Genomic DNA, 25,663 nt, shown 5'->3' on the forward strand with positions numbered 1-25,663 from the left:
CAAATTTCATACTTTGGGCACTTTACATTTGGCGCTTGATTAGCTTCCGCGAAAATAATAATTACGCTACTGTTTTAATGGATGGTTAACCATTTATTAATATTTTTGCATCCGTCCATTTACATAATCCTAGTGACTTGACACCCTCATCAGGAGCAAAGCTAGCATGATTCCCACCCATCCCATCACTGCGGATGACCAGCCTCTACCAACCAATAACCAAATGACTCATCAGGATACTCGACCAGATAAGCCAGAAGAAGCTTGCGGTGTTTTCGGCATCTATGCACCAGGAGAAGATGTTGCTAAACTTACTTACTTTGGATTATACGCTCTCCAACACCGGGGGCAAGAATCTGCCGGCATTGCTACTTTTGAAGGTGAACAAGTACATTTGCATAAAGACATGGGTTTAGTATCCCAGGTCTTCAACGAAGGAATTTTAAGCAGCTTACCTGGTCAGATGGCAGTTGGTCATACTCGTTATTCCACCACAGGTTCGAGTCGAAAAGTAAATGCCCAACCTGCTGTTGTTGATACTTGCTTAGGAACACTGGCTTTAGCACACAATGGCAATTTAGTCAATACAATTCAGTTACGCCAAGAGTTACTACAGAATAACTGTAACTTGGTGACTACAACTGATTCTGAAATGATTGCTTTTGCGATCGCTCAAGAAATAGACGCAGGTCAAAATTGGCTAGAGGGCAGCATTAAAGCTTTTAGTCGTCTGAGTGGAGCCTTTAGTTTGGTAATTGGTACACCTGCTGGTTTGATGGGTGTTCGCGATTCCAATGGCATTCGTCCTTTAGTCATTGGTACTTTGGGAAGCGATCCGGTGCGTTATGTGCTTGCTTCTGAAACTTGCGGTTTAGATATTATTGGCGCTGAGTATCTACGCGATGTAGAACCAGGTGAATTAGTCTGGATTACACAAGAGGGTTTGGCTTCCTACCACTGGAGTCAGCAGCAGCAACGCAAGCTGTGTATCTTTGAAATGATTTACTTTGCCCGTCCCGATAGTGTCATGCACAACGAAAGCTTGTACACTTACCGGATGCGGTTAGGGCGGCAACTAGCAACAGAATCGTTTATAGACGCAGATATTGTCATTGGTGTTCCTGACTCTGGAATTCCTGCTGCCATTGGTTTTTCTCAAGCCTCCGGTATCTCCTATGCCGAAGGACTGATCAAAAATCGCTACGTTGGACGCACATTTATTCAGCCTACCCAAACCATGCGTGAGTCAGGCATCCGCATGAAACTTAACCCCCTCAAAGATGTACTCAATGGTAAGCGAGTCATAATTGTCGATGACTCAATTGTACGAGGAACTACTAGTCGCAAACTTGTCAAAACCTTGCGTGAAGCCGGGGCTACAGAAGTACATATGCGAATTTCTTCACCGCCAGTCACTCACCCTTGCTTCTACGGCATTGATACCGATAGTCAAGATCAGTTGATTGCAGCGACAAAATCAGTAGCAGAAATCACTAAGCAACTAGAAGTAGATAGCCTGGCCTATCTCAGTTGGGAGGGAATGCTGTTAGCGACGGGAGAAGACCCACAAAGTTTTTGTTCTGCCTGTTTCACAGGAGATTACCCCGTCACTGTACCAGAGCAGGTCAAAGCTTCTAAACTGATGTTAGAGAAAGTGGTGATGTAATAAATTAAGGTAAAAAATCTTTAAAGCACCTCAAAGCTTGAGGTGCTTTTTGATTAACCCACATTCCGCAGGTTATACCAATTCACAAAATGATAGATACACATCTAGTAGGGGTTGGGAAAATGTAGCGATCGCAGTAGATAAAGCAATGTCCCACAAATCCATAGTTGCAACCTACCTGAAAATGGTCGGTTAAGGATGCAGCGCACAAAAAAGAAAGGGTAGGTCTATTGATTTAGCTTAAATTCATCAAACTTCATTACCTCTCCATCTAGCTTGCGCGTATCAAAACGATAGCTGCTTACTGTACCCGTACCTGTATCAAAGATACTAAACACTGTAATATCGTTACTGGCAATGTAAGGCATAGGTTGACCATCTTCATCTAAAATAGGTGCAATTGTAGGTGTGAGTGGTTCTAACCCATAAGGATCACCACTTGCCACATAATCCTGACTTTCCCAAGGTGGTAAATTCTTACGTTTGGTTTTACCGTACGCAGCGCCATAAGAATTGCCAACATTGGAAGTTTCTAAAAAGTGCATCCCTGATGGAGTGCAAAAGCGGTTCCATAAATGAGAATGACCAAAAAATACCAACTGCACTTCGGCTGCTTCTAATAATGGCAGCACATCACGCATAATATAGTCTGCTTGTTTGGGGTACTCATAACGCACTGCCTGAATATTGCCAGTTTCATCCTGTTCAATTATCTGTACTGGATCAGTATAGGCAGGGATTATATTATCACCTAAAGTATGAGGAGGATGATGTAGCATCACGACTTTATACTTGGCTTGTTTAAACTCAGGGCTGTTGAGTTCTTGTACCAACCAGTTGTATTGTTGACTTCCTTTGGCAACTGGTTCGTATATATGCTGACCGTAACCCCACTCTTGAGGATTGTTTAATTCTGTTTCTGGTTCACCGTATTTTCCCTTGTATTTACCTTCATTAATGGTATAGCGCCACATGTTCGTAGCATAAAGTACTACCAAACGCACATCACCAAAGGTAGTAGCATAGTAGGTTTTTCCGCCTTCTGGACTCTGCGGTAAAGTAAATATCTCTTCGTAGGTATCGGTATTAAAAGAATTCTCTTTCAGGGATTGCTCACCGTATAATTTCAGAGCTGCTGCCCGGGGAATAGTATCGTTAAACTCTTCGTTCAAACTGCCTTTTTTAGCATACCGCCCCATGATTTCATGATTACCAATGCAAGTAAACATGGGTGCGTGTTGAATAATTTGTCCGCCAGTGTAGCTGGTTTTTATACCGTTATGTTCTATTTCATATTTAGCACGACCTTGGAAACAGGGGAAAAATGCACCACCCCGATGATCATCAAACCATTCACTGGCGCGATCGGGAATATTCGCCAAATCACCAGCAAACCAAACTGCATCTAGTTGTCCAACTGTTTCTACAACCTTTTGTAAATTTGCGGCTACCATCGGCTTGATTTGGTGATCGGAGGTCAGGAGAATTTTGAGTGGGGTGTTGGATGTAGGTGCAGGTGCAAGACTAAACACTTCACTACTCACACTTTGGTTATCCTCCCGTACACTTATAACTTGATAAGGAATCCTTGTGTTGGGAATTAAACTAGTTATTTCAGCTTCATGCCTCCAAATATGACGGGAAACAGGGTGTTGATAAACTTGTCCATCTTGGATTTGACTTCCTACTCTTGATTGTTGATCTTCACGAGTGCGGCTAAGTTTAGTCGTTTTGGCTAAAGCAACTGTAGCTAAATTTTCACCATAGGAAACCAAATGTTTGTTACCAGCAAATTCGGTAAACCACACAACTCTTACTGAATTTGGAGTTGGGAGTTGCAGAAATGGATCGGTAAGTAACTGGGGTGGTAGGGTCATATTGATTTTGGATTGGGGAGTGTGGGAAGTGTGGGGAGTGTGGGGAGTGTGGGGAGTGTGGAGAGTGTGGAGAGTGTGGGAAGTGGACATTAGAAATATCTAACAACCAACAACTAACCAACCATGAAATATATTTTTCATCCTTCATACTTGAACCTTCATCCTTCCCCTTCAATTCCCAATATCTTCGTTCCACAGTTTGGGATTTTGTTGAATAAATTCACTCATCATTTTTTCGCATTCTGCTAAATCTAAATCAACAACTTCAACACCGCGAGATACCATAAATTCTTTTGCACCAGGGAAAGTTCTTGATTCTGCGGCTATAACTTTTTTGATGCCAAATTGCACGACAGCACCAGCACACAAATAGCACGGCATTAAGGTTGAATAGAGTGTTGTACCTTTATAGCTGCCAATTCTACCTGCGTTACGCAGACAATCAATTTCGGCGTGAGTGACAGGATCGTTGTCTTGGACACGCTTGTTATGTCCTCTGCCAACAATTTTGCCATCTTTAACAAGCACAGAACCAATGGGAATCCCACCTTCTTGTCTACCTTGTTTGGCTTCGTCAATGGCGGCTTTCATAAACTCATCCATTTATTAATTCTCCTGTTATGTCTAAACAACTTGTATTAATGGATCACGATGGTGGTGTTGATGACTACTTAGCAACTATGCTACTGATGACTATGGATCATATCCAACTTCTTGGTGTCGTTGTCACTCCTGCTGATTGCTATGTCCAACCTGCTGTTAGTGCTACACGTAAAATCCTGGATTTGATGGGGAGTACTCATATTCCCGTCGCAGAAAGTACTGTACGCGGTATTCATCCTTTCCCCTATCTCTATCGTCGTGATTCTTTTGTGGTAGATCATCTGCCGATTCTTAATCAAAGCGATCGCATTATTACACCTTTAGTCTCAGAACCTGGTCAGGATTTTATGGTGAAAGTGTTGCGTTCGGCACCAGAACCTGTGACGCTAATGGTAACTGGCCCATTAACAACGATCGCCACAGCATTAGATAAAGCACCAGATATTGAAGCCAAAATTCAAAAAATCGTTTGGATGGGAGGGGCGCTAAATGTCTCTGGTAATGTGGAAAAGAATTGGGAACCAGGACAAGATGGTTCCGCAGAATGGAATGTTTATTGGGACGCAGTTTCGGCTGCACGGGTATGGCAAACTCAAATTGAAATTATTATGTGTCCTCTAGATTTGACTAACAATGTACCTGTAACATCTGAGATCGTCCGAAAAATGGGACAACAACGCCACTATCCCATCTCAGATTTAGCAGGACAATGTTATGCACTGGTGATTCCCCAGGATTATTATTTTTGGGATGTACTAGCAACAGCTTATTTAGCCCGCCCAGAATTATATCAACTCCAGGAGTGGGAAACCGAAATTATTACTTGCGGCCCCAGCCAAGGACGTACAAAGATAGTGTCTGGAGGACGGAAAATTTATGCAATGGATAAAGTTGATAAAGAGGCTTTTTACGCTTATATTTTGCAACAATGGGCTAGATGATTAAGCTAGAGACGCGATTTATCGCGTCTGTACAATAGTCATTTGTCTCCATTCCCGTGTCCTCCTTGTTTGTGATCCCCGATCCCCTATCCCCAAATAATTCATTGTGTTTGGTTTCATTAATCTCAACAAACCATTTTGTTGGACTTCTCACGACTGCGTAGCGAAGACGCGAAAACTTTTGCGTCTCAAGCGAGTTGGACATGCTGGTACTCTCGACCCAGCAGCAACTGGTGTGTTACCAATTGCACTGGGCAAAGCTACGCGCTTATTACAATATCTTCCTGGTGAAAAAGCTTATCAAGCGACAATTAAGCTGGGTATGCGTACCACAACTGATGATTTACAAGGAGAAACTATTACAGAGAAAGCTGTGACGAATTTGGCTCTGGAAACAGTAGAAACTGCACTACAACAGTTTCAAGGTAAAATTGAGCAAATTCCACCGAATTACAGCGCCATACAAGTAGACGGAAAGCGTTTATACGAGTTAGCGCGTAAAGGTGAAATGGTGGAAGCACCAGTACGAACAGTGGAAGTTTTCAAAATAGAGATTTTAGACTGGCGAGAAGGGGAATTTCCAGAAGTAGATGTTGCGATCGCCTGTGGTACGGGAACATATATTAGAGCGATCGCTCGTGATTTGGGTAGTGTATTAGAAACAGGCGGTACTCTTGCAGCTTTGCAACGCACTGCTAGCAGTGGGTTTCATATAGCAGATAGTCTGACTTTTACAGATTTAGAAGCACAATTGCAAGCCGGAACATTTCAACCCCTTCCCCCCGACATAGCTTTGCAGCATTTACCATCTGTCAGCTTAAGCGCACCAGCAGATCAAAAATGGTGTCAAGGACAGAAGATTGCTTTTGAAAATAATTCTTCACAAATATTGCGAGTTTACGCAGAAGATGGACGCTTTTTGGGGATTGGACAAACAAAAGATGATGTTTTGATTCCTCTGCTTGTTTTGGTTTGATCATTCATATCTAGCTAAATTAAACTTTACCATATATCCCAGTTTTGCACATATCTTGGCTGATACCCTGGAAGTCTCTAAATGATATTGTAGGAACAGACTGTGATTAATTAGACCCTATATTGTTGAGCTTGTTTATTCCTCTACATGAAAAAATACGGTTGTGCGTACAAGTGTAAGAGAAAGCAAGCAAGAAAAAACAATGGTAAACCAGCATAGATAAGAAATCGCGATCGCAGATTTACTTTGAAATAGATGTTGAAGTGGTCTATTAAACACAGTACTTTTGATTTTATCAGTCTTCAAAAGTAAATCTTTTTTTAAACTCAAATAAAAAATATTATATATCTATTCAGGATGAAGAATGAACTGGGAAGAAGGGTTAGAAATTTTAGATGCAGTTGTCTTTAACAAAAATAACAGACACTTAAAAGATGTGGAAAGAATTATCCTTCAAGGATCATGGCAAGGACTAAGTTATGAGGAAATTGCCAGTAATGAAGATTATTCAGCTCAATATCTCCGGCAGGATGTAGGTTTCAAATTGTGGAAGTTACTTTCAGAAGCATTAGGGGAAGAAGTTAGTAAAACTAATTTTCGCGCAGCGATCGAGCGTTATAACTTGAGAAAGATAAATATTCTACCAGCAGAAGTGCATCATGATAGTTACAGTAACATTAAAAATGAATTTCGGCCAGAATACCCAGAAGGTTTAGTACCACTCAATTCTGCATTTTATATCCAGCGATTCTCTACAGGAGACGCTACGCGAATGCCAATAGAAGAACGTTGTTATGAAACAATTCTCCAGGCAGGTTCTTTAATTCGGATTAAAGCCCCAAAACAAATGGGTAAAACATCGCTGCTTGAGAGAATTATCGCTCATTCAAATCAGAGAGGTTATTACACAGTACGTTTAAACTTGTTGCAAGCAGAAGCAACAGTTTTTAGTAATTTGGATAAATTTTTACGCTGCTTTTGTGCTTATGTGAGTCACAAATTAAAACTACCTACTTCCTTCAATGAATCTTGGGATGAGTATAGGGGTAGCATAATTAATTGCACTACATATTTTGAAGATAATATTCTGAATAAAATCAGTAATAATTTAGTTTTAGCATTAGATGAAGTAGATAGAGTTTTTCAATATCCGGAAATTTCTCAAGGTTTTTTTGCCATGTTACGTAGTTGGCATGAAGAAGCTAAAACTGTAGAAGTTTGGGAAAAATTACGATTAGCCGTAGTACATTCAACTGAAAATTATGGGTCATTGGATATCAATCAATCACCATTTAATGTTGGGTTAGTAGTTGAATTGATAGAATTTGCCCCACAACAAATAGCAGACTTAGCCCAGCGTCATAAACTTAATTATCATCAAACACAAATACAGCAATTAATGTCTATGTTTGGAGGACATCCATATTTAATTAGACTAGCACTTTATCACCTCGCGGTTGGGGATATAACGCTGGAAAACTTATTACAAACTGCTCCTACAAATGCCGGAATTTATGAAGAACACTTACGCCGACTTTTGAATTGTCTTCAAGTAAATCCTCATCTAGCTAAGGCATTTATGCAAGTAGTTACAGCAACAGAACCAGTCTGTATAGAAACAATGCAAGCATATCAGTTATATAGTATGGGATTGGTGAAGAGGGTAGGTGATAAACTAGCCCCACGCTGTCAGTTATATCAACAATATTTTCGGGAACACTTGAAGATATAGTATTTGATTACTGGTTGGGAGATTGATACCGAGTTGCATTCATAGATATTACCTCACCCCGCCTTTGGCACCCCTCTCCTTGGTAAGGAGAGGGGAACTCGGGGTCCCCACTCCCTTGGGGGAGTGGGGATTAGGGGCAGGGGGTGAGGTTTTTAAACACAACTTGGTATGAATATTATTAATAACGTTTCATAAGCGGTATACAAGCTACAAAATTTGATGTTTATGCTCTTTCTCACTGCTTTGGTTCCACAATGTCTCCAAAAGACAGAGCATTACTGCCGTTACGTGTGTTGTAAGCCTTGAGCATAGCAGCTTTCAGTATATTCGTATTAAGCTCACCATCGGGCGAATCAGAGGTTACTTTACCTCCTAACTCTTGTGTATAGTTCCAAAAAATCACGTCAAAATACACTTTTTTCTTTAGGCGTTGATTATTAATACCAATTTGAAAAAAGAATGCGACAGATGGTAAAAATAGACAGAAGTAGCATTCAGGGTATGTGATGGTAGGGGTAACACAGATCGAGATAGTTGATAGTGTCGAGGAACTAGAGAAGTTGCTCAGACATCAAAAACAGTCTCGGAGCAAAGAACGTATACAAGCCCTATATCTGATTAAAGGGCAAGAAATGAGTGTAAGTGAGATTGCTAAAATCTTGGGAAAACATCGAGCTACAGTACATCGATGGTTGGCAGATTATCGAGAAGGAGGAATTGAGGCGGTTGTTGAATTTGGAACGAGTTCAGGTCGAAAAAGAGCAATACCAGATTGGGCTGTATCGAGTTTGAAAAAACAACTCGAACAACCAGAAGGTGGGTTTCAACGGTACACACAAATACAACATTGGTTAGAAAAAACCTTGGGTGTGCAAGCTGAGTACGCAACTGTACATCATCTGGCACGTTACAGGCTCAAAGCCAAGCTGAAAGTCCCACGTCCGCGTAACCGAAAACAGGACGAAGAAAAACTAGAGTCTTTTAAAAAAAACTCGGTGATGACTTGCAATTAATTGCTCAATACAGTGCCATTATCTTGCCCCAGTACGAAAATATTCGTTATTTTGTACAAGATGAGAGTCGATTTGGACTCAAAACCATTGAAGGACGTAAAATTACTCTTCCCGGAGTTAAGCCTATTGGTGATTGGCAGTGGCAATTTAAAGCGTTCTGGCTATATGGAGCAGTTGAACCACTTACTGGGGAAAGTTTATTTTGGCAGTTTTCTCATGTTGATACCGAATGCTACCAACAATTTTTGAACGAGTTCGCTGCCTGTTATCCCAAATCACTTAACATTCTCCAAGTTGATAACGGCTTATTTCATAAAGCTAAACGTTTACAAATTCCAGAGAATATTGTTCTTTTGTTCCAGCCTGCTCATTCTCCTGAACTGAATCCCATAGAGCGCGTTTGGGAATATCTCAAGCAAGACTTGAAATGGGAGCTATTTGATCACCTGGAGCATCTGCAAACCAAGGTTGCTCAACTCCTAGCTCTCCTCACTCCTCAAATTGCTGCTTCTTTGACTGGTTATGACTTCATCCTCAATGCCTTATCTGTCGCAAACATTTTTTGAATTGGTATAAGAAGCTTGAGACAGCCTTCAGCAAACTGCGGATAATTAGAGGATGGGTTGTCTAAGTGGTCACGTAGTTTAGGCTCACTAAAATCTATGTTGACAATATCTAAAGCCTGTGACAACTTTTGAGCCGACGCAGAAGCAGATGGAGGAACAGTCGGGACAGGAGTAGTTTCAGATGGTGAACTTGATATTGTAGAAGATTGTGAAGGAGAATTAGAAGGTGATGGACTAGGCGAAGGTTTGTATATCGTAACGAATATAGTAACAATACCGCCAATTAACGCCACTGCGATCGCACTAATTGCAGCCCACGCTTCTTTGCTAATACCTTGCTGTTTCTCAGATTCTTTTTCTGGTTCGGTCACATAGCACTTGTTGCTTTTGGAAAAACTACCAGAACCACCCATCAAGGTGTAGCTGGAAGCACTTTTCGATATTTCCACAGCATTACCAACAGCAACGCCGTCAGTACTGCCAAGATAAAAAACGTACTCTGCAATACTGTTGATAAATATCATTCATGATTCGTATGCTTCGCTACGATGAGCGATCGCCACAACAAATACCTGTACTAACTCATCGTTTATAGAGTAGATGACCCTATAATCCCCAATTCGGTAGCGATAGTACCCTGCATAATCCCCCTTGAGAGCTTTAATATTTGGATGGGAACGCGGAGTTTGTTCTAGCTGTTCCAAACATCGAGCGATTTTTTTCGCTAGGCTTTTGTCCGCGTTGACATACACTTCTTGAGCATCGGGATGTAGCAAGACTTCATACATCGGAGCGAAGAGTTCTCCAGTTTGCGTATTGAGTTTTAGGGGTTGCTTGGTTTTTTTTAATTCGCTCTAACAATCCAGGAATTGCTACAAGTTCTTGGGTTGCAGCCTCGCTTTCAGTATTTGCCAAGTAAGCCGCAAAATCAGCAAGTACCTGTAAGCGTTCTGGTGATAGTTGCTTGAGTAAATCATTAAGTTGACACTGCAACTCTGTTACAGATATTACATCTGCTGATGAGTGATCGTCTATTGGGGAATTATCTGTGGTACTCATTGTCTGCTTCCCAATTTTCTTGGTTTAGTGTTTATTGTAAGGCAACTAATCGTTGGGAAATATCGATCTCGCTATTATCGTTTAGGATAGGCAACTTGGAGCGATCGCCGTATCCACCAGCGCACCAGTATTGTTGCAAAATCTAAGATTAGCCTCTGCTCTTTCAGAAAAGGCGATTATGCTAAACCCCATAGTCGCAATAAACAGGGTTGAAAAAGATAGAAGATTAGATGTACTCACTTTGAATACAGTCATAATAAAATTACTTCCTATTTTTGAAACTTCTGTTTTGACTCTTTATTTGTTACTTATTAGTCTGTATTGGATATTTGGGAAACTTGATTATGAGTAAACAGGCAACCCGAAATTTTTCGCTCTCTATCTTGCTAATCAGCGAATATTAACTCCAATAATCTGTGGCTTATCATTAACACAGTTCCGAATGAGTAATTGAACTTCCTTCTTATTCATAAATGCGTTCAAGAGAATTGTGTGAAATAAGCTGTGATTGGGATCATTTGAGTTTGTCGTATAACCACCATTAGTGACTGAGCAGTGATCGGGATTGACGAGCGGAGCGCTATGGTATACTGCCATACTGCCCCAACCTACACTAATAACATTGACTAAGCCCCACTCAGAAAGTATTCCTAGATGTTGAGCTTGAGCTTTATCCTGATGGCTGATTAGGGTAGAACCAATCGTAGTAGCAGATAAAGTTAGTATTGAAACAGAAAGGAAAATACGTCTGAGCATAATATCTCTTGGAATTTGCTGTTTTGACAAAGAACTCTTGGTGGAAAAATTTGTAAACATAATCTGCTCTTCTTCATGGGTAGTGTGGGAGGACGAAGTTATATCCTGCTCCTTCATGGGAACCACCCGCAGCACAAGCTCCTGTATTGTCATAACCGTTGTAAAACATTACTTGACACTTACCACAGAAGCGCCATTCTTCCTGTGTTGTTGATGTTGGCGGTATATCGTGTGGGAGGACAAAATTAAATCCAGCTGCTTTATGAGTACCACCCGCAGGGCAAGCTCCTTTATTGGGATATCCATTGAAAAACATTGCTTGGCACTTACGACAAAAGCGCCAATTGTCCTGTGCATTGGGTGTTGGCGAACCACCGTAGGGAAGAGCAAATTCAAACCCTGCTCCTTCATGGCTACCACCCGCAGCACAAGCTCCTTTAGTGTCATAACCGTTATAAAACATCGCTTGACACTTACGACAGAAGCGCCACCGATCTTGTACTCCACTGGATTGAGCTAAAACAACGGTAGAGAAATCACCAAGTAAGACTGTACCTGTGGCTCCACCAATGAAACCGACACTTGCTTTTAAAAATTGACGACGGGAAAACTCATCATACATAATACTTTCTCCTTTTCCAATACTTTTGCCATAAGGTATTGAATAGCCGATCGCATATCTGCTCTATTGCGATCGTTTATTCAATAACAGGAAGGTGGCGAACAAGGAACCAGTTGAACATCATCTTCCAGATTTCCCTTAAATCTCAGGACAAAATTGTATCCTGCTGCCACATGACCACCGCCAGCAGAGCAAGTACCCTTATTCTCATATCCGTCATAGAACATTGCGTGGCACTTGTTGCAGAATCGCCAAGCATTCTGTTCTAGACCCGACGCAGGGATATCATGTGAGAGGACAAAATTGTATCCTTGTGCTACATGACCACCACCTGCGGGACAAACACCCTTATTTGGATATCCGTCATAGAACATCATGTAGCACTTGTTGCAAAACCGCCAAGCCGCTTGTGCAGTCGGTGTTTCTGGAGTGTCATAGGCAAGGAAAAAATTCAGACCCTGCGCCACATGACCATTACCAGTTGGGCAACGTCCCTTTTTCCCATATCCGTCATAAAATAAAGCTTGACACTTTTGGCAATAACGCCATTCTAGTTGCCTAGTAGATTGAGCTAAAACAACAGTAGAGAAGTCACCAAATAGAACTTTACCTGCTGCTGCACCAATGAAACCGACCCCTGCCTTCAAAAAGTGGCGACGAAAAAGCTCATTAGGCATAACTTTTTCCTTTTAAATAAAGTTTCCAGTGATGCGACTGCATTGTTTATATGCAAGCGATCGCTTGACAATCAAGACAGTTGCTACAGCTTACTGAGCATGAATAAACATTTGCGCGAAATAGTATTCGCCTTTGTCATTCACGGCAACTCCTATTCCTGTTAGTTCAGTTTGACTCAAAATATTATTTCGATGACCAGGACTATTCAGCCACCACTGAACTGCTGGTGTTGCAGGATCGCTATCACAACCAAAGCAGGTATACTCATTTTCGTAGTAGGCATAACTATTGTGGGGGAAGATTTGTGATAATGCTTGCCCTCGCTGCTCAAGTCCTTGATGATTGAGAGGTTTTCCTGCGTTAGCCATTTCTTGAGCATATGCCTGCACTTGCTGATTTACGCAAGCATCTAGTTTCAGAGGCGCGAGACCTTGAGAAGCTCGATACTGATTAACTTGGTTGTATACGTTTTGTTGTATTTGGGCTAAATTTGGATTTAGCTTATAGATATAACATTTTGTCACAACATTAGGGCGAGTTATGATACCTGATGGTCTTGCGACTTGAGCTTGAGCTTGATCCTGATGGCTAATTAAGGTAGAACTGATCGAAGTCGCAGATAGAGTTAGTATCGAAACAGAAAGTAAAATACGTCTGAGCATATATATCACCTTTATTTAAAGGCATAACCAAAATCGCTTACCACTAGCCATTTGCCTTCGCTAATCGCTCAGTTAGTTCTCGATCTTCTTGTTGATAAATAGCCTTTTCTTTTTGAATAAAAATGTCTGCTAAAGCAGCATAGGCTTCAGCCCATGCCGAAATAACTTCATCAGTTGCAGCATCTTGTAAAACATCTTTCATTGCCTGCAAAAGCTTTTCGCCAATCAACGGATACTGCTCAGGAAGTATGTGAGTCTCTACATGACGATGGGCAATGTGTTCTACCGCCATAGCCAACTCATCTAGGCGGTCAATATGAGTAGCATAAGCATAAACAGCCGCAGCTAACTTGTGTGCTTGCTCACCACCGTCTAGATGCTGCATCCAAGTAGTTTCAAAGCCGCGTTTATAGTCAGGTCGCTCTGCAAAGGTAATTTCATACATCCGCCTAGTAATCTCTTCACCTTTTTCTCTAATAATCGGTGCAGTTGCCTTGACAATTTCAATCGTTTTTTGACTAACCATGATTTAAAATTATCCTTTTACTATTTCCTTTTAATTTATGAATTTAGTAGCAAACTTGACTGTTAACTAAGATTATGTGCTTTCATTTAATTGCTGTCTATACCTAAAAAATCAGTGTTTTAACTGAGAATTTTGAAATTAAAAAACCAGTTTTATATAAAAGATCAGTAAATGTCATAAAAAGTCAGTTGCAGGTCAGACTAATTTTAATTACGACCTCTAACACCTAATCAAATAAGTAGCCATATATGGTTAAATTGAAATATTACGTCAGTTAACAATCTAGACAAAATAGTTAAGATAAAAGGATTTAGCTTACCTAACATTATTAATTCAATGCTCTATTGAACTCCTGACATTTTCTGGATCGACAGCCATAAAATTACGGTGCATAATTCCAATCGAGGATGAATTAACAGCCAAAATCAAACACGGCTATTCAGAAAGAGTTTATAAAGTAAAGATTAAAGTGTAATTAATCCTAATCCAGACGAGCAATTTCAGTCATCTATTCATCAAACATTATTCAATTAAAGTAGGTACAAATCATGTCCAAAAAATATTTAGGAACAGCCTTGGCAACTCTTACTACTCTGGGGGGGTTGGGTACATTAACACTTTTTCTGACTCCAATATCCGTTGTACAGGCTGGTTTTGGTAACGACAACATAGCTTGTGCTTACGATCGCCCCTGCATAGATAATCTCTATCAAGATGGTAATAGCTTAGTCATTCATTGGAATGGCCAGGAAAACTACGATACTTACAATGTGCGTTGGTCGCGTCCCGGTAAAGATGAGGTTCAAATCAAACGCCCTGGAGGTGGAAGCGGAGACTTTAGAGTCAATAATGTTCATTCGGGGACTACCTATACTTTTAAAGTCCAGGGCTGTAACACGCATTTCTTAGGGCGTTCAACATGTTCTCCTTGGGAAGAACAGTCAATTACAGCTAATTAAACTAAACACGGTTTAACTCTTGTTGCAAGTCATCAAAGTCTACAGCAAACACATCTACTTGCTCACGGGCAAGGGCTGCAAGAAAATCACGGCGGTTTAAACCTGCAATTTGAGCAGCTTTTTCCTGGGAGATTTCACTCTTTTGATACCAATAGATAGCAGCAGCTAGCCGCATATCACGCACAAAGTCATCTGGGGGAAGACGACGGGCTGAGAAAACTTCTTCAGGTAAGTCTAAATTTACTCTGGTCATGGGTTTCTCCACAAATTGATTGGATGGCTTGGTGCTGGTAAAAGGATAATTTTACCAATTATTAAATGACGCTGAATGGCAATTTTTATAATCTCACACCCTATAGAAATGATTTCGTAAATAATCGTAAATAATCCAGTTTATGCTTTAAAAGTACTTGCTAAAAGAACGAGATAAAGTACTCTTGATAATTTTAACAGTTATAATCTGGATGCTCAGATTAGCCATTGAAACATCATGACAAATTTAAACTATTACAAACTCGGAGGTAGCCTAGAATATCAACACCCAACTTATGTGGTGCGTCAAGCTGATTCTGACCTCTATGAAGGCTTAAAAAATGGGGATTTGTGTTATGTCTTAAACTCGCGGCAGATGGGTAAGTCTAGCTTGCGGGTACATATTATGAAACAACTGAAAGAGCAAGGTATACAATGTGCATCGGTTGATTTGACAAGAATTGGCAGCCATGTCACACCTTCCGAATGGTATGGCGGATTTGTTTCTGAGCTATTGCGGGGGTTTGGTTTATCCAGAAAAGTGAATTTTGGAACTTGGTGGCGATCGCAAGAATTTTTACCACCAAAACAACGATTAAGTGAATTAATTGATGATGTATTACTAACAGAATTACCTGGCAAAATCATTATTTTTGTTGATGAAATTGATAGTATTTTAAGAATAAATTTTAAAGATGATTTTTTCGCTTTTATTCGTGCTTGCTATAATCAACGGGCAGATAATCCAGAATATCAAAGGCTCACCTTTTGCTTATTGGGAGTAGCGACTCCTTCTAATTTAATTGCTGATATAAATCGCACACCTTTTAATATCGGAAAAGCTATCGAATTAACTGGATTTAAATTAAATGAAATAGACGCTTTAATTCGAGGTTTCGAGGGAAGAGTTGCTAGACCGACAGCGATCATGGAAGAGGTGTTAAAGTGGACTGGTGGGCAGCCATTTTTAACTCAGAAACTGTGTCAACTAATTTGTGGTTCTCATTATTCATTCCGAGAACATCAGGAAAAGCAATGTGTAGAGGAATTGGTACAAAACCAAATCATTGAAAATTGGGAAGCACAGGACGAACCAGAACATTTACGAACAATCCGCGATCGCCTGACGCAAAATGCAGAAAATCAAACTGGGCGATTATTAGGCTTATATCAGCAAATCTTACACCAGGGAGAAATCCCCGCAGATGATAGCCCTGAACAAATGCAACTACGCCTGACGGGGTTAATTGTTAAGCAACAGGGAAAACTGCAAATTTATAATCGCATCTATGCAGAGATATTTAATCAAGCATGGCTTGACAAAATATTGGCAAATATTCGACCCTATGCACAAGCATTAAAAGCTTGGGTAAATTCTAACTATCAGGATGAATCGCGTTTGTTGCGGGGGCAAACTTTGCAAGATGCGCGTGATTGGGCAGCAGATAAAGGTTTAAGCGATTTGGATCGGAGATTTTTAGATGCTAGTCAGGAATTAGAAAAGCGGGATGTTCAGAAAAGATTAAAAGCAGAAGCAGAAGCATCAAGGATTTTAGCAGAAGCGAACGAAGTTTTAGTTGCAGCAAATCAAAAAGCTAAACGACGGATTCAGATGGGCGGGGGAGTATTAGCAATAACTCTAATTACAGCAATAGCTGCGGCAATTTGGGCCAATATGATGATCCAAGATATACAACAGGAAAGAATCAAATCTTTGAGTATCTCTTCTACTGCTTTATTCAACTCAAATCAAGAACTTGATGCTTTAGTAGCAGCACTAAAAGCAGCCATGCAATTGCAATCAACAACTTCGGTAGATGCTAACACTAAAGAATCGGTAAGATTAGCATTGCAACGAGCAGTTTACAAAGTCAAAGAACAAAATCGCCTAGAAAAACATAATGATACTGTCAGAAGTGTAACTTTTAGTCCAGATGGTCAAACTATTGCTACTGCTAGTGAAGATAACACAGTTAGACTTTGGAGTATTGATGGTAGGGAAATCAAAAAATTCCCTGTCCCAAATCAGCTTTTTAGAAGTGTGAGTTTCAGCCCAGATAGTAAGATGATTGCTGCCATTAGTGCAAATAATACTGTTAAAATTTGGGGTATTGATGGGCGGGATATTATTACCTTAGAAGGACAGGACGAAGAGGAGTTTATGAGCAGTATTTGCTTTACCCCTGATGGTAAATTAATTGCTGCTCCTAGTCAAGATAATACAGCCAAACTTAATAAAGGCAAATTTAATACAGTCAAACTTTTTAACATTAATAGTCAGGAAATCAAGACTTTCAAAGGGTATAAAGATTCTGTTTGGAGCATCAGTTGTAGCCCTGATAATAAAACTATTGTCACGGCCGATCGAGGGGGATTCATCAAAATTTGGAGTATTGATGGACGAGAAATCAAAACCTTTAGAGCCAGTAAACAATCTATTTTTGGTGTGAGTTTTAGCCCAGACGGTAAAGCGATCGCCACTGCGGGAGGAGACACCACCGTTAGACTGTGGGACTTAGAGGGCAAAGAAATCAGAACTCTTGGCAAACATGACAATTATGTAATTAGTGTCAGTTTTAGCCCAGATGGGAAAATCATTGCTTCCACCAGTGCTGACAAAACAGTTAAATTGTGGAGTGTTAATGGCAAAGAACTCAAAACCCTCAGAAGTCATGACGATAGTGTTTTTAGTGCCAGTTTTAGTCATGATGGTAAAATTATTGCTTCAGCTAGTGCTGATAACACAATTAAACTATGGAATATTAGCGCTCTACTAGAACCCAAAACTTTCATCGGACATAATGATTCGCTTTGGAGTGTAAGTTTTAGTCCAGATGGTAGAATTATTGCTTCAGCCGGAGATGATAAGACTATTAAATTGTGGAGTATTGATGGTCAAGAACTAGCATTAATAAAAGCAGATAGCGAGAATGAATGGAATCGGGTTTGGAGTCTTAATTTCAGTTCTAATGGTCAGATAATTGCTACTGCTAATGACGACAAAACTATCAAACTATGGAATTTGAATGGTCAGAATATTAGAATTTTCAGAGGACATAATAAAGAAGTTAAAGATGTAAACTTTAGTCCAGATGGTCAAACCCTGGTGAGCGCTAGTTATGATGGTACCGTCAAACTATGGGATATCAACGGCCAAGAACTCAGAACCTTAAAAGCAGATACGGGTAAAGTTTTCAGTGCTAGTTTTAGCCCCAATGGTCAGACAATTGTTTCTGCTCATAATGATGGGACAATCAAACTGTGGAACTTGCAAGGACAAAATCTCAAATCCTTCAAAGTACATAAAAGTTTCGTCACAAATGTCCGTTTTAGTCCCAATGGTCAAACAATCGCTTCTGCAAGTCGGGATAAAACTATCAAACTTTGGAATTTGGACGGACAAGAAATCAAATCCTTCAAAACTCATAGTCATAATGCCGAAGTTACCAAACTTAGCTTTAGTCCAGATGGCAAAATTCTTGCTTCTGCCAGCGCTGACGGTACAATCCGACTTTGGCAGTTAACAGATGGTCAAGAACTGAAAACCATTTATGGACATGGTTATGCTTTTTGGAATATTAGCTTCAGTCCAGATGGTAAAAAAATAGCCTCTGTTAGTGATGATGGACTTGTTGAACTTTGGAATGTAGAAACTCTAGATTTTGAACAGCTAATTGCTAGGGGCTGCAATTGGTTAGATGATTATTTTAAAAACAATTCTCGCCTGAGCGAGAAAGATAAACATTTTTGTAAACAAAAATAAGGAGATCCTTATGGATCGTCGTAAATTTTTAGCCTGGGCTGGAATTGGTTGCTTTGCCAATTTGTCGCTGTCGGTTGCAGCAGCTGCTAGACCCTCTAAAATCAAAAAAAGCGATCGCAATCCTAGTTTATATACCAAGGGTAGATACTTGTATGACTCCCTCGGCAACAAAGTTATTCTGCGAGGAATCAACCTACCCCTGCTGGATGACTGGGATTTTCCCAAAACTGATAAGTTAGCAGAACTAGAAAAAACAGGAGCTAATGCTGTCAGAATTCAATGGTACAAGGATTATGGTCAAAGCGATCGCCCCGCTTATTCAATTGCAGACTTGGATAATTTTCTCACCAGATGCAAGACGAGTCGGATTATTCCAGTACTGGGTTTGTGGGATCTCACCTGCAAAGGTGATGTCAACCTGTTAAATACCCAGTTAATTCCCTGGTGGACTTCTGAACCTGTCCTGAATGTTCTTAAAAAACATCAAAAGTATCTGATCATCAATTTAGCAAATGAATTGGGTGTTTATCGCTGGGCTAATAATTCTACTAGTGCATTAAATACTTTCAAGAATGCCTACAAAACTGCTATTACAAAAATACGCCAGTATTTACATTTACCGATTATGATTGACGCGCCCGATTGCGGTCAATCTATTGAAGTGTTTACGAAAATTGGTCAGGAGTTAATTGATTACGATCCTAACCGCAATCTTTTATTTAGCAGTCACGCTTATTGGGCTGGCTATGACGGGATACCGCATCTCAAAACGGCTATCGATGCTAATCTGCCTATTGTTTTTGGTGAAATTGCTAACAAGCAAGATGAAGAAATTGAGGGAAAAACTCAATGCTGTTATTACGATCTTGATGGTAGCGATCAAAATCATGCACCCGAAAATGGTTTTACCTATCAAGCATTTTTGCGGCTGTTAAAAGAGCAGGAAATTGGCTGGTTGGCTTGGTGTTGGTGGAAGGACTATTGCACAGAACGCCAGATGTCCCAAAATGGCAATTTTTCTAGTCTTACATCCTACGGAAATGATATTGTGAACAATTCTGTTTATGGGTTGAAGGTGACAGCTCAAAGAGCAAAATTTTAGTGATAGTTATAACGAATTATTGCAAAAAGATAAAATAGTAAGTGATTAGACTGATAGAACAGTGTTAAGCCGTTTACCCCGCTTATCACCCAAAAGCAATGGATCAACTAGTTAATCAAGTTTTGCGCGATCGCTATCGCATTCAATCCCTGCTTGGTCGCCAGACTGGTAGGAGAACTTTTCTCGCAAACGATTTACAAACAGGATCGTCTGTTGTAGTCAAGTTGCTGTTGTTTAGTCCTGACTTTAATTGGGATGATTTGAAACTTTTTGAACGTGAGGTAGAAGTCCTACAATCTCTAGATCATCCAGCGATTCCTAAATATATTGATCGCTTCGAGGTTGAGACTGAATTAGGCAAAGGCTTTGCTTTGGTTCAAAGTTATATTGAAGCTAGATCATTACAAAATTGGATAGAGTCTGGTCGTACCTTTAGTGAGTCAGAAATAAAAGCGATCGCTAAGCAATTACTAGAAATTTTAGATTATCTCCATAGTCGCCAACCTCCTGTCGTGCATCGAGATATTAAACCAAGTAACATTTTGTTAGGCGATCGCACTGGTAATAGTCCTGGACAGATTTACCTAATTGATTTTGGTAGTGTGCAAACTGTAGTGCATAGTGGTACAAGGACGGTTGTTGGTACTTATGGCTACATGCCTCCTGAACAATTCGGTGGACGCACAGTACCCGCTTCAGACCTTTATGCTTTGGGGACAACGCTGATTTATCTGGTGACGGGACAGCACCCCGATGAATTGCCACAACGGGAGATGCGAGTACTGTTTGAAGATAGAGTCAATCTCAGCCCGAATCTCGTTGATTGGCTAAAATGGCTTACAGAACCCAGTCTAGATTTACGGTTGAAATCTGCAAAGCAGGCGTTAGAAGCTTTAGAAAAATCAAATTTACGAACAAGTTCCTTAGCAATTGCGAAAAAACCTGTTGGTAGCAAAGTTAAGCTTACTAACACCAGACAAATGTTAGAGATTCTGATTCCACCACGAGGGTTTCATCTGGGATTAATCCCGATAATTGGATTTGCGATCGCATGGAACTCTTTTCTGGTGAAGTGGTACAGCATCGCTTTCAGTAGCTGGAGTAGTGGCGGATGGTTCGCAGCCCTATTTGCAATCGGTCACTTGGGTGTAGGCTTTTACTTGATTTGGACTATTCTCTATACTTTATTCGGACAAGTCAAACTTCGGATTACTGGGCAGCAAATCTCTCTGACTCGTGAACTCCTGGGAGTAAAATGTCCACCAGCTCTTAGTGCGGCTCGACAAGATATTGTGAAAGTTGAACTGACTCGTCTTTCATACAACAGAGATCCCGAAGGGGGTAATGTGAAAGTTCCTCCTCAAATTAACATTTGGGCAGGGATAAAGAAATTTGAACTTGTTAGTGGCGATCGTCTAACTATCCCAGAACTTGACTGGTTAGCACACAATTTGAGCAGTTGGCTAAATTTGCCCATTACCAGGGACTAGTCTCTGAAGAAACACTTTGTATAAATCGTTAATCCAAAATTGGTATCAGCTATCATCGCGGCAAATTTGCTAAGATTTTCTCAACTCGCCGAAGAGGACAGACCCCTCTGAGAGGTTTGCCTGAAAAGGAGATCCTTTGTAGGATGGGCATTAGTAGGGCAAAACGTAACTGTGACGATACCGCAGCAATTAAGAGCCACATTCTTGTAAAGTGCAAAGAAAGTGGAAGCTGGATGGCACCGCCGTTGATATGGTTCCAGCATCGTTAATAGTTTGGAAACCATTACATATGAAAAGTGCCTCACGAATGCTTATTGCTTCTCTGCATTCGTTGCCAACAGAAGAAGTTATGATTTGTGGCTGGGTATATCGTCTGCGAGAACTGGCTCGGACAACATTTATCATTGTTAGAGACTGTAGTGGAGAAGTCCAATGCGTTGCTTCTTCAACTGCAATTCAAGCAGTTTCACTCAAGTTAGATGAGCCAGTAGAAATTAAAGGTAAAGTAAGACCAGACACCAGAGCAAAGGCTGGGTTTGAGGTAGAAGTTTTTGAAATATCTGTTCTCAACCGAGTTACTCAAATTCTTCCCTTCAATTCTTCTTCAAATATTGCCGAAATTGGAATTGACACTATTTTAAATCACCGTCCTCTATCACTCCGCAATCAGAGCATTGGTGACATCTTTAAAATACAGGCAGCGATTCTGGATTATTTTCGCTTTTTCTTAAAAGAAAGATATTTTACCGAAATATTTACATCTAAAATCGTTTCTAGTGGAACAGAAGGGGGAACAAATTTATTTGAAATCAAATACTTTGAACGCTGCGCTTATCTTGCTCAAAGTCCACAATTCTATAAAGAATATGGAGTAGCAGGGCTAGAGCGGGTTTTTGAGACAGGTCACGTGTATCGTGCTGAACCACATGCTAGCAGCCGTCATCTAACAGAATACTACTCTTTAGATTTGGAAATGGGGTTTATTGATAGTCCACAAGAGTTGATTCAATTAGAGCGAGAGCTGCTTAACTTTATTTTTGAACGACTTAACCAAGATTATGGAGAGATACTCAAGAGGTATCGAGAAAAACTACTTCCTCAGATGCTGAACGTGCCAGTGTGGGAATTTGACGAATGTCTAAGGCTGTTAAATCAACACTTCGGTCGTAGTGACCTCGTAGATGATCTCGACCCTGAAGCAGAACGCCAGCTTTGTCAACTGGCTGAATCAGAAACTGGAATACCTGCCTTGTTTGTCATTGGTTTCCCATTGATAGGGCGACCGTTCTATACGCACCCACGAGGTAACGGTGGTGCAGCGCAAAGCTTTGACCTGCTGTTTGAAGGAATCGAGCTTACAACGGGTGGACAACGACTCCATAAACGAGAAGATTTAGAGCAAGCACTTAGAAATCGTAGTATTGATCCTGTGTCTTTTGAAACTCATTTGCGGATGTTTGAATTGGGAATGCCAACTCATGGAGGACTGGCGATTGGACTAGAAAGGCTGACAGCAAGAATTCTACATCTTGCCAACGTCAGACAGGCAACACTTTATCCACGAGATAGGTATCGTATAGCACCATAGGTTTAGCGATCGCTACTGCCAAGTCGAAACATCTCGCAGTGCTTCTGGAATTTCCTCACCTGCGGGAAACTCCAGTACAGTTTCTCGAAAACCTAAATAACCAGACTCGGTAAAAGACAACAGCATCCGTCTGAGTGCGAACCACACCTCTGGTTCATATTCCCAATCACCATATCTGGAAGCTTTACCTGCAATTGAACGCAGCGCCCAAAAATAGCTATTCCTCACCACAGAACCACCTTTTTTATACTCTGGTACGTCTTCGTGATGCAGGAACAGTACATCGTTTTCAATTTTGGCTCTCATGGGGAGGTGCGGGGTAGGGAGGTGGGGAGGTGCGGGGTAGGGGGAGTGTGGGGAGTGTGTAGACACGCAAGTGGCTTCCCGTAGGGTGGAGTAAGTATTAAACAACTAAATAACTACTAACCACTAACTACTAACTACTATTGTACAGACGCGATGTTCCTCGCGTCTGTACCTACTAACTACCAACCAACAACCACTAACTAATTCGATGTTAAACCAATCCGAAAAGTAAACCCAGGGCTGTAGGTACGATTGACTCGTTCGTATTGTTCACCCAGTAAGTTTTCTAGATAAACCCTAATTCCTAAAGTTCTTGTTAAAGGGATGCGAGCGCTAAAATCTAAATTAAAGAATGGTGGGACAAAATCTGTAGTTTTATCTCCTGGGTTGGTAAAGAAGGCGCGACGCGCGCCACTATTATAAGTAGCATACAAATTAGCCTGCCATCCTCCACTTTGATAACCAATACCAGCTTGAGCTACAGAATAGGGGATCATGCCTAACTGCAAGCCTTTTTCTACTCCTGTTTTAATTTGGGCATCCGTATAAGTATAGTTAACAAAAGTAGACCAACTAGAAGCAATTTGCCACTTTAACGCTGCTTCAAAACCGTTAGTATCGACAAGCCCAATATTTTCCCATCTTCCTTGAATAATTCCCAGGCGATTGTCTAAACTACTGCCAAAGTAAGTAAATTGTCCTGTCAAATTCTCTGAGAAATTTACATCTACTCCCGCAGTCCAAGATGAACCTGTTTCTGGTTCCAAGTCTGGATTTGGCAACCAACCATGAACCGTATCATAAACATACAGTTGATCTAAACCAGGATTACGCTGTCCTCCTGCCCAACTTCCGCGCACAGCAAAGTTTGGTGTCACACCATAACGAAATCCCACGCTAGGATTGAGATAATTACCAAACTTACTATCAAAGCTTTGTCTCAATCCTAAATCTAGTTCCAAGTTTTTAGTGATGTTCCAAGTATTGAGAACAAATAAAGCTGTGTTTAATAGATTCTCGTTTTCAGTTTCATTTAAAGCAACTCGATCAGGACGTGTACTTTCAGTCTTACCATCTAAGTTATTATTGTGAAACTCTAAACCCCATCGCAATCTATTACCTGGACTAGTTCGCCAATCGTGATCTAATCTAGCTGTAAATAATTGAGTATCTAAAACACCAGTGCGGTAATATTCTCTACCTTGAAAAGAAGTCGGCCCATAAGTACTAAAGTAATCCTGGTTATAACCCAATGTAGTTGTTAGAATGGAATTCTCGCCATTACCTAGTAGGGTTTTCCAAGATAAACCAAGATTAAGTCCATCGTGGTCTAGTCGGTCTTTTTGAAGTGGGAAACCAAAATATACTAAACCGCGACGACTGCTAAGTTTTGTCGCGTCGAAACTGAGAGTATTTCTGTCATTTAAATCGAAAATTAAGCTACCAAAATAGCTACTGATAGCAGTATCTGCATTAGTTAAATAACCATCGGCATTGCGATTTGCTGCACCTTCTGGTACTTTATAGCGATTATCGATGAAACTTCTTTCAAAGCTGAAATTATATTTAACAGAACCAAAGGAGCCATTATAACTTGTTTGTTGATTATTAAAATTCAATGAGCCGAATTCTACAGCAGCATTAAATTGAGGAGTGAAGCCGCCTTCTTTTGTAATAATATTAACTACTCCACCAAAACCAGATGAACCATACAGGGTTGTGACTGCACCACTTGATAATTCAATTTTTTCAATTGATTCTACAGGAATACTATTTAAATCAGTGGCTCCATGATATGTGTTGATATTAGTATTAATCGGTCTGCCATTAATCAGGAATACTGACTGATTAATTGAATGTCCCCGATAGTATGTACCTGTGTGGATATCTGCTCCATAACCGACATCATTAATGGCGAAACCTGGCATTCTTTTGAGAACATCAGCTACACTTGTAGAGCCTTGTTTTTGAATTTCTTCTTGTTCAATTACGTAAGTAGGAGTAGATTGGGGCAAAGTGTATATTTCCCCGATCGCCTCTAGTTCGATATCCGCTTCGTTAGTAGTTTCGTCAGTGGTAGAGGGTTCTGTTTCTACCTGTGCTATTGCTTCAGTAGATGTTGTAGATAGCTGAGTTAATAATTCAGCATTTGTCGCAGTTAATTCTATTTCACTTAAGGTAGGAATTTCTGAATTTGTTTGCAGAGATTTATCAATAAGCTGCTGATTGTATTTAGTGTCATCAGCAAGAGCAGGATAGGCTATGAGTAGATTAATTATAGTTCCTGGAAGCAAAAAAAAGCACTTTTTCACTTTTATATCACTGGTAGTAGAAACATTCATATCATGTTCGCTTGAATACTTATAACGTCGCGTAGGTTGGTAATAGGTAATTAAGATACTGATGATTTTCCTATACCCAATGCCCAACAACGAAGCATAATATTGTAAGTAATTAGCCGAACTTGATATCAGTGATATTTAGCAATTATTGCAAATAGCTGTCAAAAGACAGACTGTCGTATTT

25 protein-coding genes are annotated in these 25,663 nt (G+C 40.4%); 12 read left to right on the top strand and 13 right to left on the bottom strand.

Annotated features, from left to right (window positions below; translation table 11 throughout):
* Positions 1–166 precede the first annotated feature (166 nt).
* Both purF and RS893_RS24185 read left to right on the top strand, forming a co-directional pair.
* Positions 167–1,666, top strand: coding sequence for an amidophosphoribosyltransferase (purF, locus tag RS893_RS24180; RefSeq protein WP_315788217.1), 1,500 nt, complete (start codon positions 167–169; stop codon positions 1,664–1,666).
* Positions 1,667–1,715: 49 nt separating this feature from the next.
* Positions 1,716–1,862 (top strand): hypothetical protein, encoded by a 147-nt coding sequence (locus RS893_RS24185; protein WP_315788218.1) that lies wholly within the window; start codon positions 1,716–1,718, stop codon positions 1,860–1,862.
* 31 nt (positions 1,863–1,893) lie between these two features.
* On the opposite strand, the gene RS893_RS24190 is transcribed toward RS893_RS24185, so the two are convergent.
* Together RS893_RS24190 and RS893_RS24195 are read right to left on the bottom strand one after the other, a co-directional pair.
* A complete protein-coding gene (locus tag RS893_RS24190) occupies positions 1,894–3,543 on the bottom strand; it encodes a metallophosphoesterase family protein (RefSeq protein ID WP_315792087.1) in 1,650 nt (549 codons plus the stop codon).
* Positions 3,544–3,714: 171 nt separating this feature from the next.
* The gene (locus RS893_RS24195) at positions 3,715–4,146 is read right to left on the bottom strand and encodes a nucleoside deaminase (protein WP_315788219.1); all 432 of its coding nucleotides are present in this window, start codon (positions 4,144–4,146) and stop codon (positions 3,715–3,717) included.
* 17 nt (positions 4,147–4,163) lie between these two features.
* Here RS893_RS24195 and RS893_RS24200 point away from each other — a divergent pair, with 17 nt between their 5' ends.
* The 5 genes from RS893_RS24200 (at position 4,164) to RS893_RS24220 (ending at position 9,374) form a co-directional block, all read left to right on the top strand.
* Positions 4,164–5,087 (top strand): nucleoside hydrolase, encoded by a 924-nt coding sequence (locus RS893_RS24200; protein WP_315788220.1) that lies wholly within the window; start codon positions 4,164–4,166, stop codon positions 5,085–5,087.
* A 106-nt stretch (positions 5,088–5,193) separates the two neighbouring features.
* Positions 5,194–6,063: a tRNA pseudouridine(55) synthase TruB gene (gene truB, locus RS893_RS24205; protein ID WP_315788221.1), complete on the top strand. Its 870-nt coding sequence runs from the start codon at positions 5,194–5,196 to the stop codon at positions 6,061–6,063.
* Between the two features lie 364 nt (positions 6,064–6,427).
* Entirely contained in the window at positions 6,428–7,795 is a 1,368-nt protein-coding gene (locus RS893_RS24210) for an AAA-like domain-containing protein (RefSeq protein ID WP_315788222.1), read from the top strand.
* A gap of 506 nt (positions 7,796–8,301) precedes the next feature.
* Positions 8,302–8,808: a helix-turn-helix domain-containing protein gene (locus RS893_RS24215; protein WP_315785251.1), complete on the top strand. Its 507-nt coding sequence runs from the start codon at positions 8,302–8,304 to the stop codon at positions 8,806–8,808.
* The gene (locus RS893_RS24220; protein ID WP_315785248.1) at positions 8,799–9,374 is read left to right on the top strand and encodes an IS630 family transposase; all 576 of its coding nucleotides are present in this window, start codon (positions 8,799–8,801) and stop codon (positions 9,372–9,374) included. The genes RS893_RS24215 and RS893_RS24220 overlap by 10 nt, the downstream gene beginning before the upstream one ends.
* On the opposite strand, the gene RS893_RS24225 is transcribed toward RS893_RS24220, so the two are convergent.
* From RS893_RS24225 to RS893_RS24260, 8 genes are all read right to left on the bottom strand, one after another.
* Positions 9,329–9,898: a hypothetical protein gene (locus RS893_RS24225; protein WP_315788223.1), complete on the bottom strand. Its 570-nt coding sequence runs from the start codon at positions 9,896–9,898 to the stop codon at positions 9,329–9,331. The genes RS893_RS24220 and RS893_RS24225 overlap by 46 nt on opposite strands.
* Complete coding sequence (locus RS893_RS24230; RefSeq protein ID WP_315788224.1) at positions 9,899–10,162, bottom strand: type II toxin-antitoxin system RelE/ParE family toxin; 264 nt, start codon at positions 10,160–10,162, stop codon at positions 9,899–9,901.
* On the bottom strand, positions 10,155–10,433 hold the full coding sequence (locus tag RS893_RS24235; protein WP_315788225.1) for a hypothetical protein: 279 nt from the start codon (positions 10,431–10,433) through the stop codon (positions 10,155–10,157). Before RS893_RS24235 ends, RS893_RS24230 begins: the two co-directional genes overlap by 8 nt.
* Before the next feature lie 390 nt (positions 10,434–10,823).
* Positions 10,824–11,306, bottom strand: coding sequence for a hypothetical protein (locus RS893_RS24240; RefSeq protein WP_315788226.1), 483 nt, complete (start codon positions 11,304–11,306; stop codon positions 10,824–10,826).
* A complete protein-coding gene (locus RS893_RS24245; RefSeq protein WP_315788227.1) occupies positions 11,263–11,811 on the bottom strand; it encodes a hypothetical protein in 549 nt (182 codons plus the stop codon). The genes RS893_RS24240 and RS893_RS24245 overlap by 44 nt, the downstream gene beginning before the upstream one ends.
* An 80-nt stretch (positions 11,812–11,891) precedes the next feature.
* Positions 11,892–12,488, bottom strand: coding sequence for a hypothetical protein (locus RS893_RS24250; protein WP_315788228.1), 597 nt, complete (start codon positions 12,486–12,488; stop codon positions 11,892–11,894).
* Positions 12,489–12,578: 90 nt separating this feature from the next.
* A complete protein-coding gene (locus tag RS893_RS24255) occupies positions 12,579–13,151 on the bottom strand; it encodes a CAP domain-containing protein (RefSeq protein ID WP_315788229.1) in 573 nt (190 codons plus the stop codon).
* Between the two features lie 43 nt (positions 13,152–13,194).
* The gene (locus tag RS893_RS24260) at positions 13,195–13,677 is read right to left on the bottom strand and encodes a globin domain-containing protein (protein ID WP_315788230.1); all 483 of its coding nucleotides are present in this window, start codon (positions 13,675–13,677) and stop codon (positions 13,195–13,197) included.
* 548 nt (positions 13,678–14,225) lie between these two features.
* Between RS893_RS24260 and RS893_RS24265 the strand changes: the two genes are divergently transcribed.
* Positions 14,226–14,636, top strand: coding sequence for a fibronectin type III domain-containing protein (locus RS893_RS24265; protein WP_315788231.1), 411 nt, complete (start codon positions 14,226–14,228; stop codon positions 14,634–14,636).
* 1 nt (position 14,637) lies between these two features.
* Here the strand turns inward: RS893_RS24265 and RS893_RS24270 are convergent, their stop codons facing one another.
* Entirely contained in the window at positions 14,638–14,889 is a 252-nt protein-coding gene (locus RS893_RS24270) for a UPF0175 family protein (RefSeq protein WP_315788232.1), read from the bottom strand.
* A 237-nt stretch (positions 14,890–15,126) separates the two neighbouring features.
* Here RS893_RS24270 and RS893_RS24275 point away from each other — a divergent pair, with 237 nt between their 5' ends.
* The 4 genes from RS893_RS24275 (at position 15,127) to aspS (ending at position 22,831) form a co-directional block, all read left to right on the top strand.
* Positions 15,127–18,651 carry an AAA-like domain-containing protein gene (locus RS893_RS24275; protein WP_315788233.1) on the top strand — a complete coding sequence of 1,175 codons (3,525 nt, stop codon included), beginning with the start codon at positions 15,127–15,129 and terminating at the stop codon, positions 18,649–18,651.
* A 10-nt stretch (positions 18,652–18,661) separates the two neighbouring features.
* On the top strand, positions 18,662–19,753 hold the full coding sequence (locus RS893_RS24280; protein WP_315788234.1) for a cellulase family glycosylhydrolase: 1,092 nt from the start codon (positions 18,662–18,664) through the stop codon (positions 19,751–19,753).
* A 98-nt stretch (positions 19,754–19,851) separates the two neighbouring features.
* Positions 19,852–21,243 (top strand): serine/threonine-protein kinase, encoded by a 1,392-nt coding sequence (locus RS893_RS24285; protein ID WP_315788235.1) that lies wholly within the window; start codon positions 19,852–19,854, stop codon positions 21,241–21,243.
* A gap of 211 nt (positions 21,244–21,454) precedes the next feature.
* Positions 21,455–22,831 (top strand): aspartate--tRNA(Asn) ligase, encoded by a 1,377-nt coding sequence (gene aspS / locus RS893_RS24290; protein ID WP_315788236.1) that lies wholly within the window; start codon positions 21,455–21,457, stop codon positions 22,829–22,831.
* A 12-nt stretch (positions 22,832–22,843) separates the two neighbouring features.
* Here aspS and RS893_RS24295 read toward each other — a convergent pair whose 3' ends face one another.
* Both RS893_RS24295 and RS893_RS24300 read right to left on the bottom strand, forming a co-directional pair.
* Positions 22,844–23,137, bottom strand: coding sequence for a hypothetical protein (locus tag RS893_RS24295; protein ID WP_315788237.1), 294 nt, complete (start codon positions 23,135–23,137; stop codon positions 22,844–22,846).
* A 200-nt stretch (positions 23,138–23,337) separates the two neighbouring features.
* Positions 23,338–25,479, bottom strand: coding sequence for a TonB-dependent receptor plug domain-containing protein (locus RS893_RS24300; RefSeq protein WP_396336386.1), 2,142 nt, complete (start codon positions 25,477–25,479; stop codon positions 23,338–23,340).
* Positions 25,480–25,663: the final 184 nt, after the last annotated feature.

The organism is Fischerella sp. JS2 (assembly GCF_032393985.1).
Taxonomy (GTDB): Bacteria; Cyanobacteriota; Cyanobacteriia; order Cyanobacteriales; family Nostocaceae; genus Fischerella.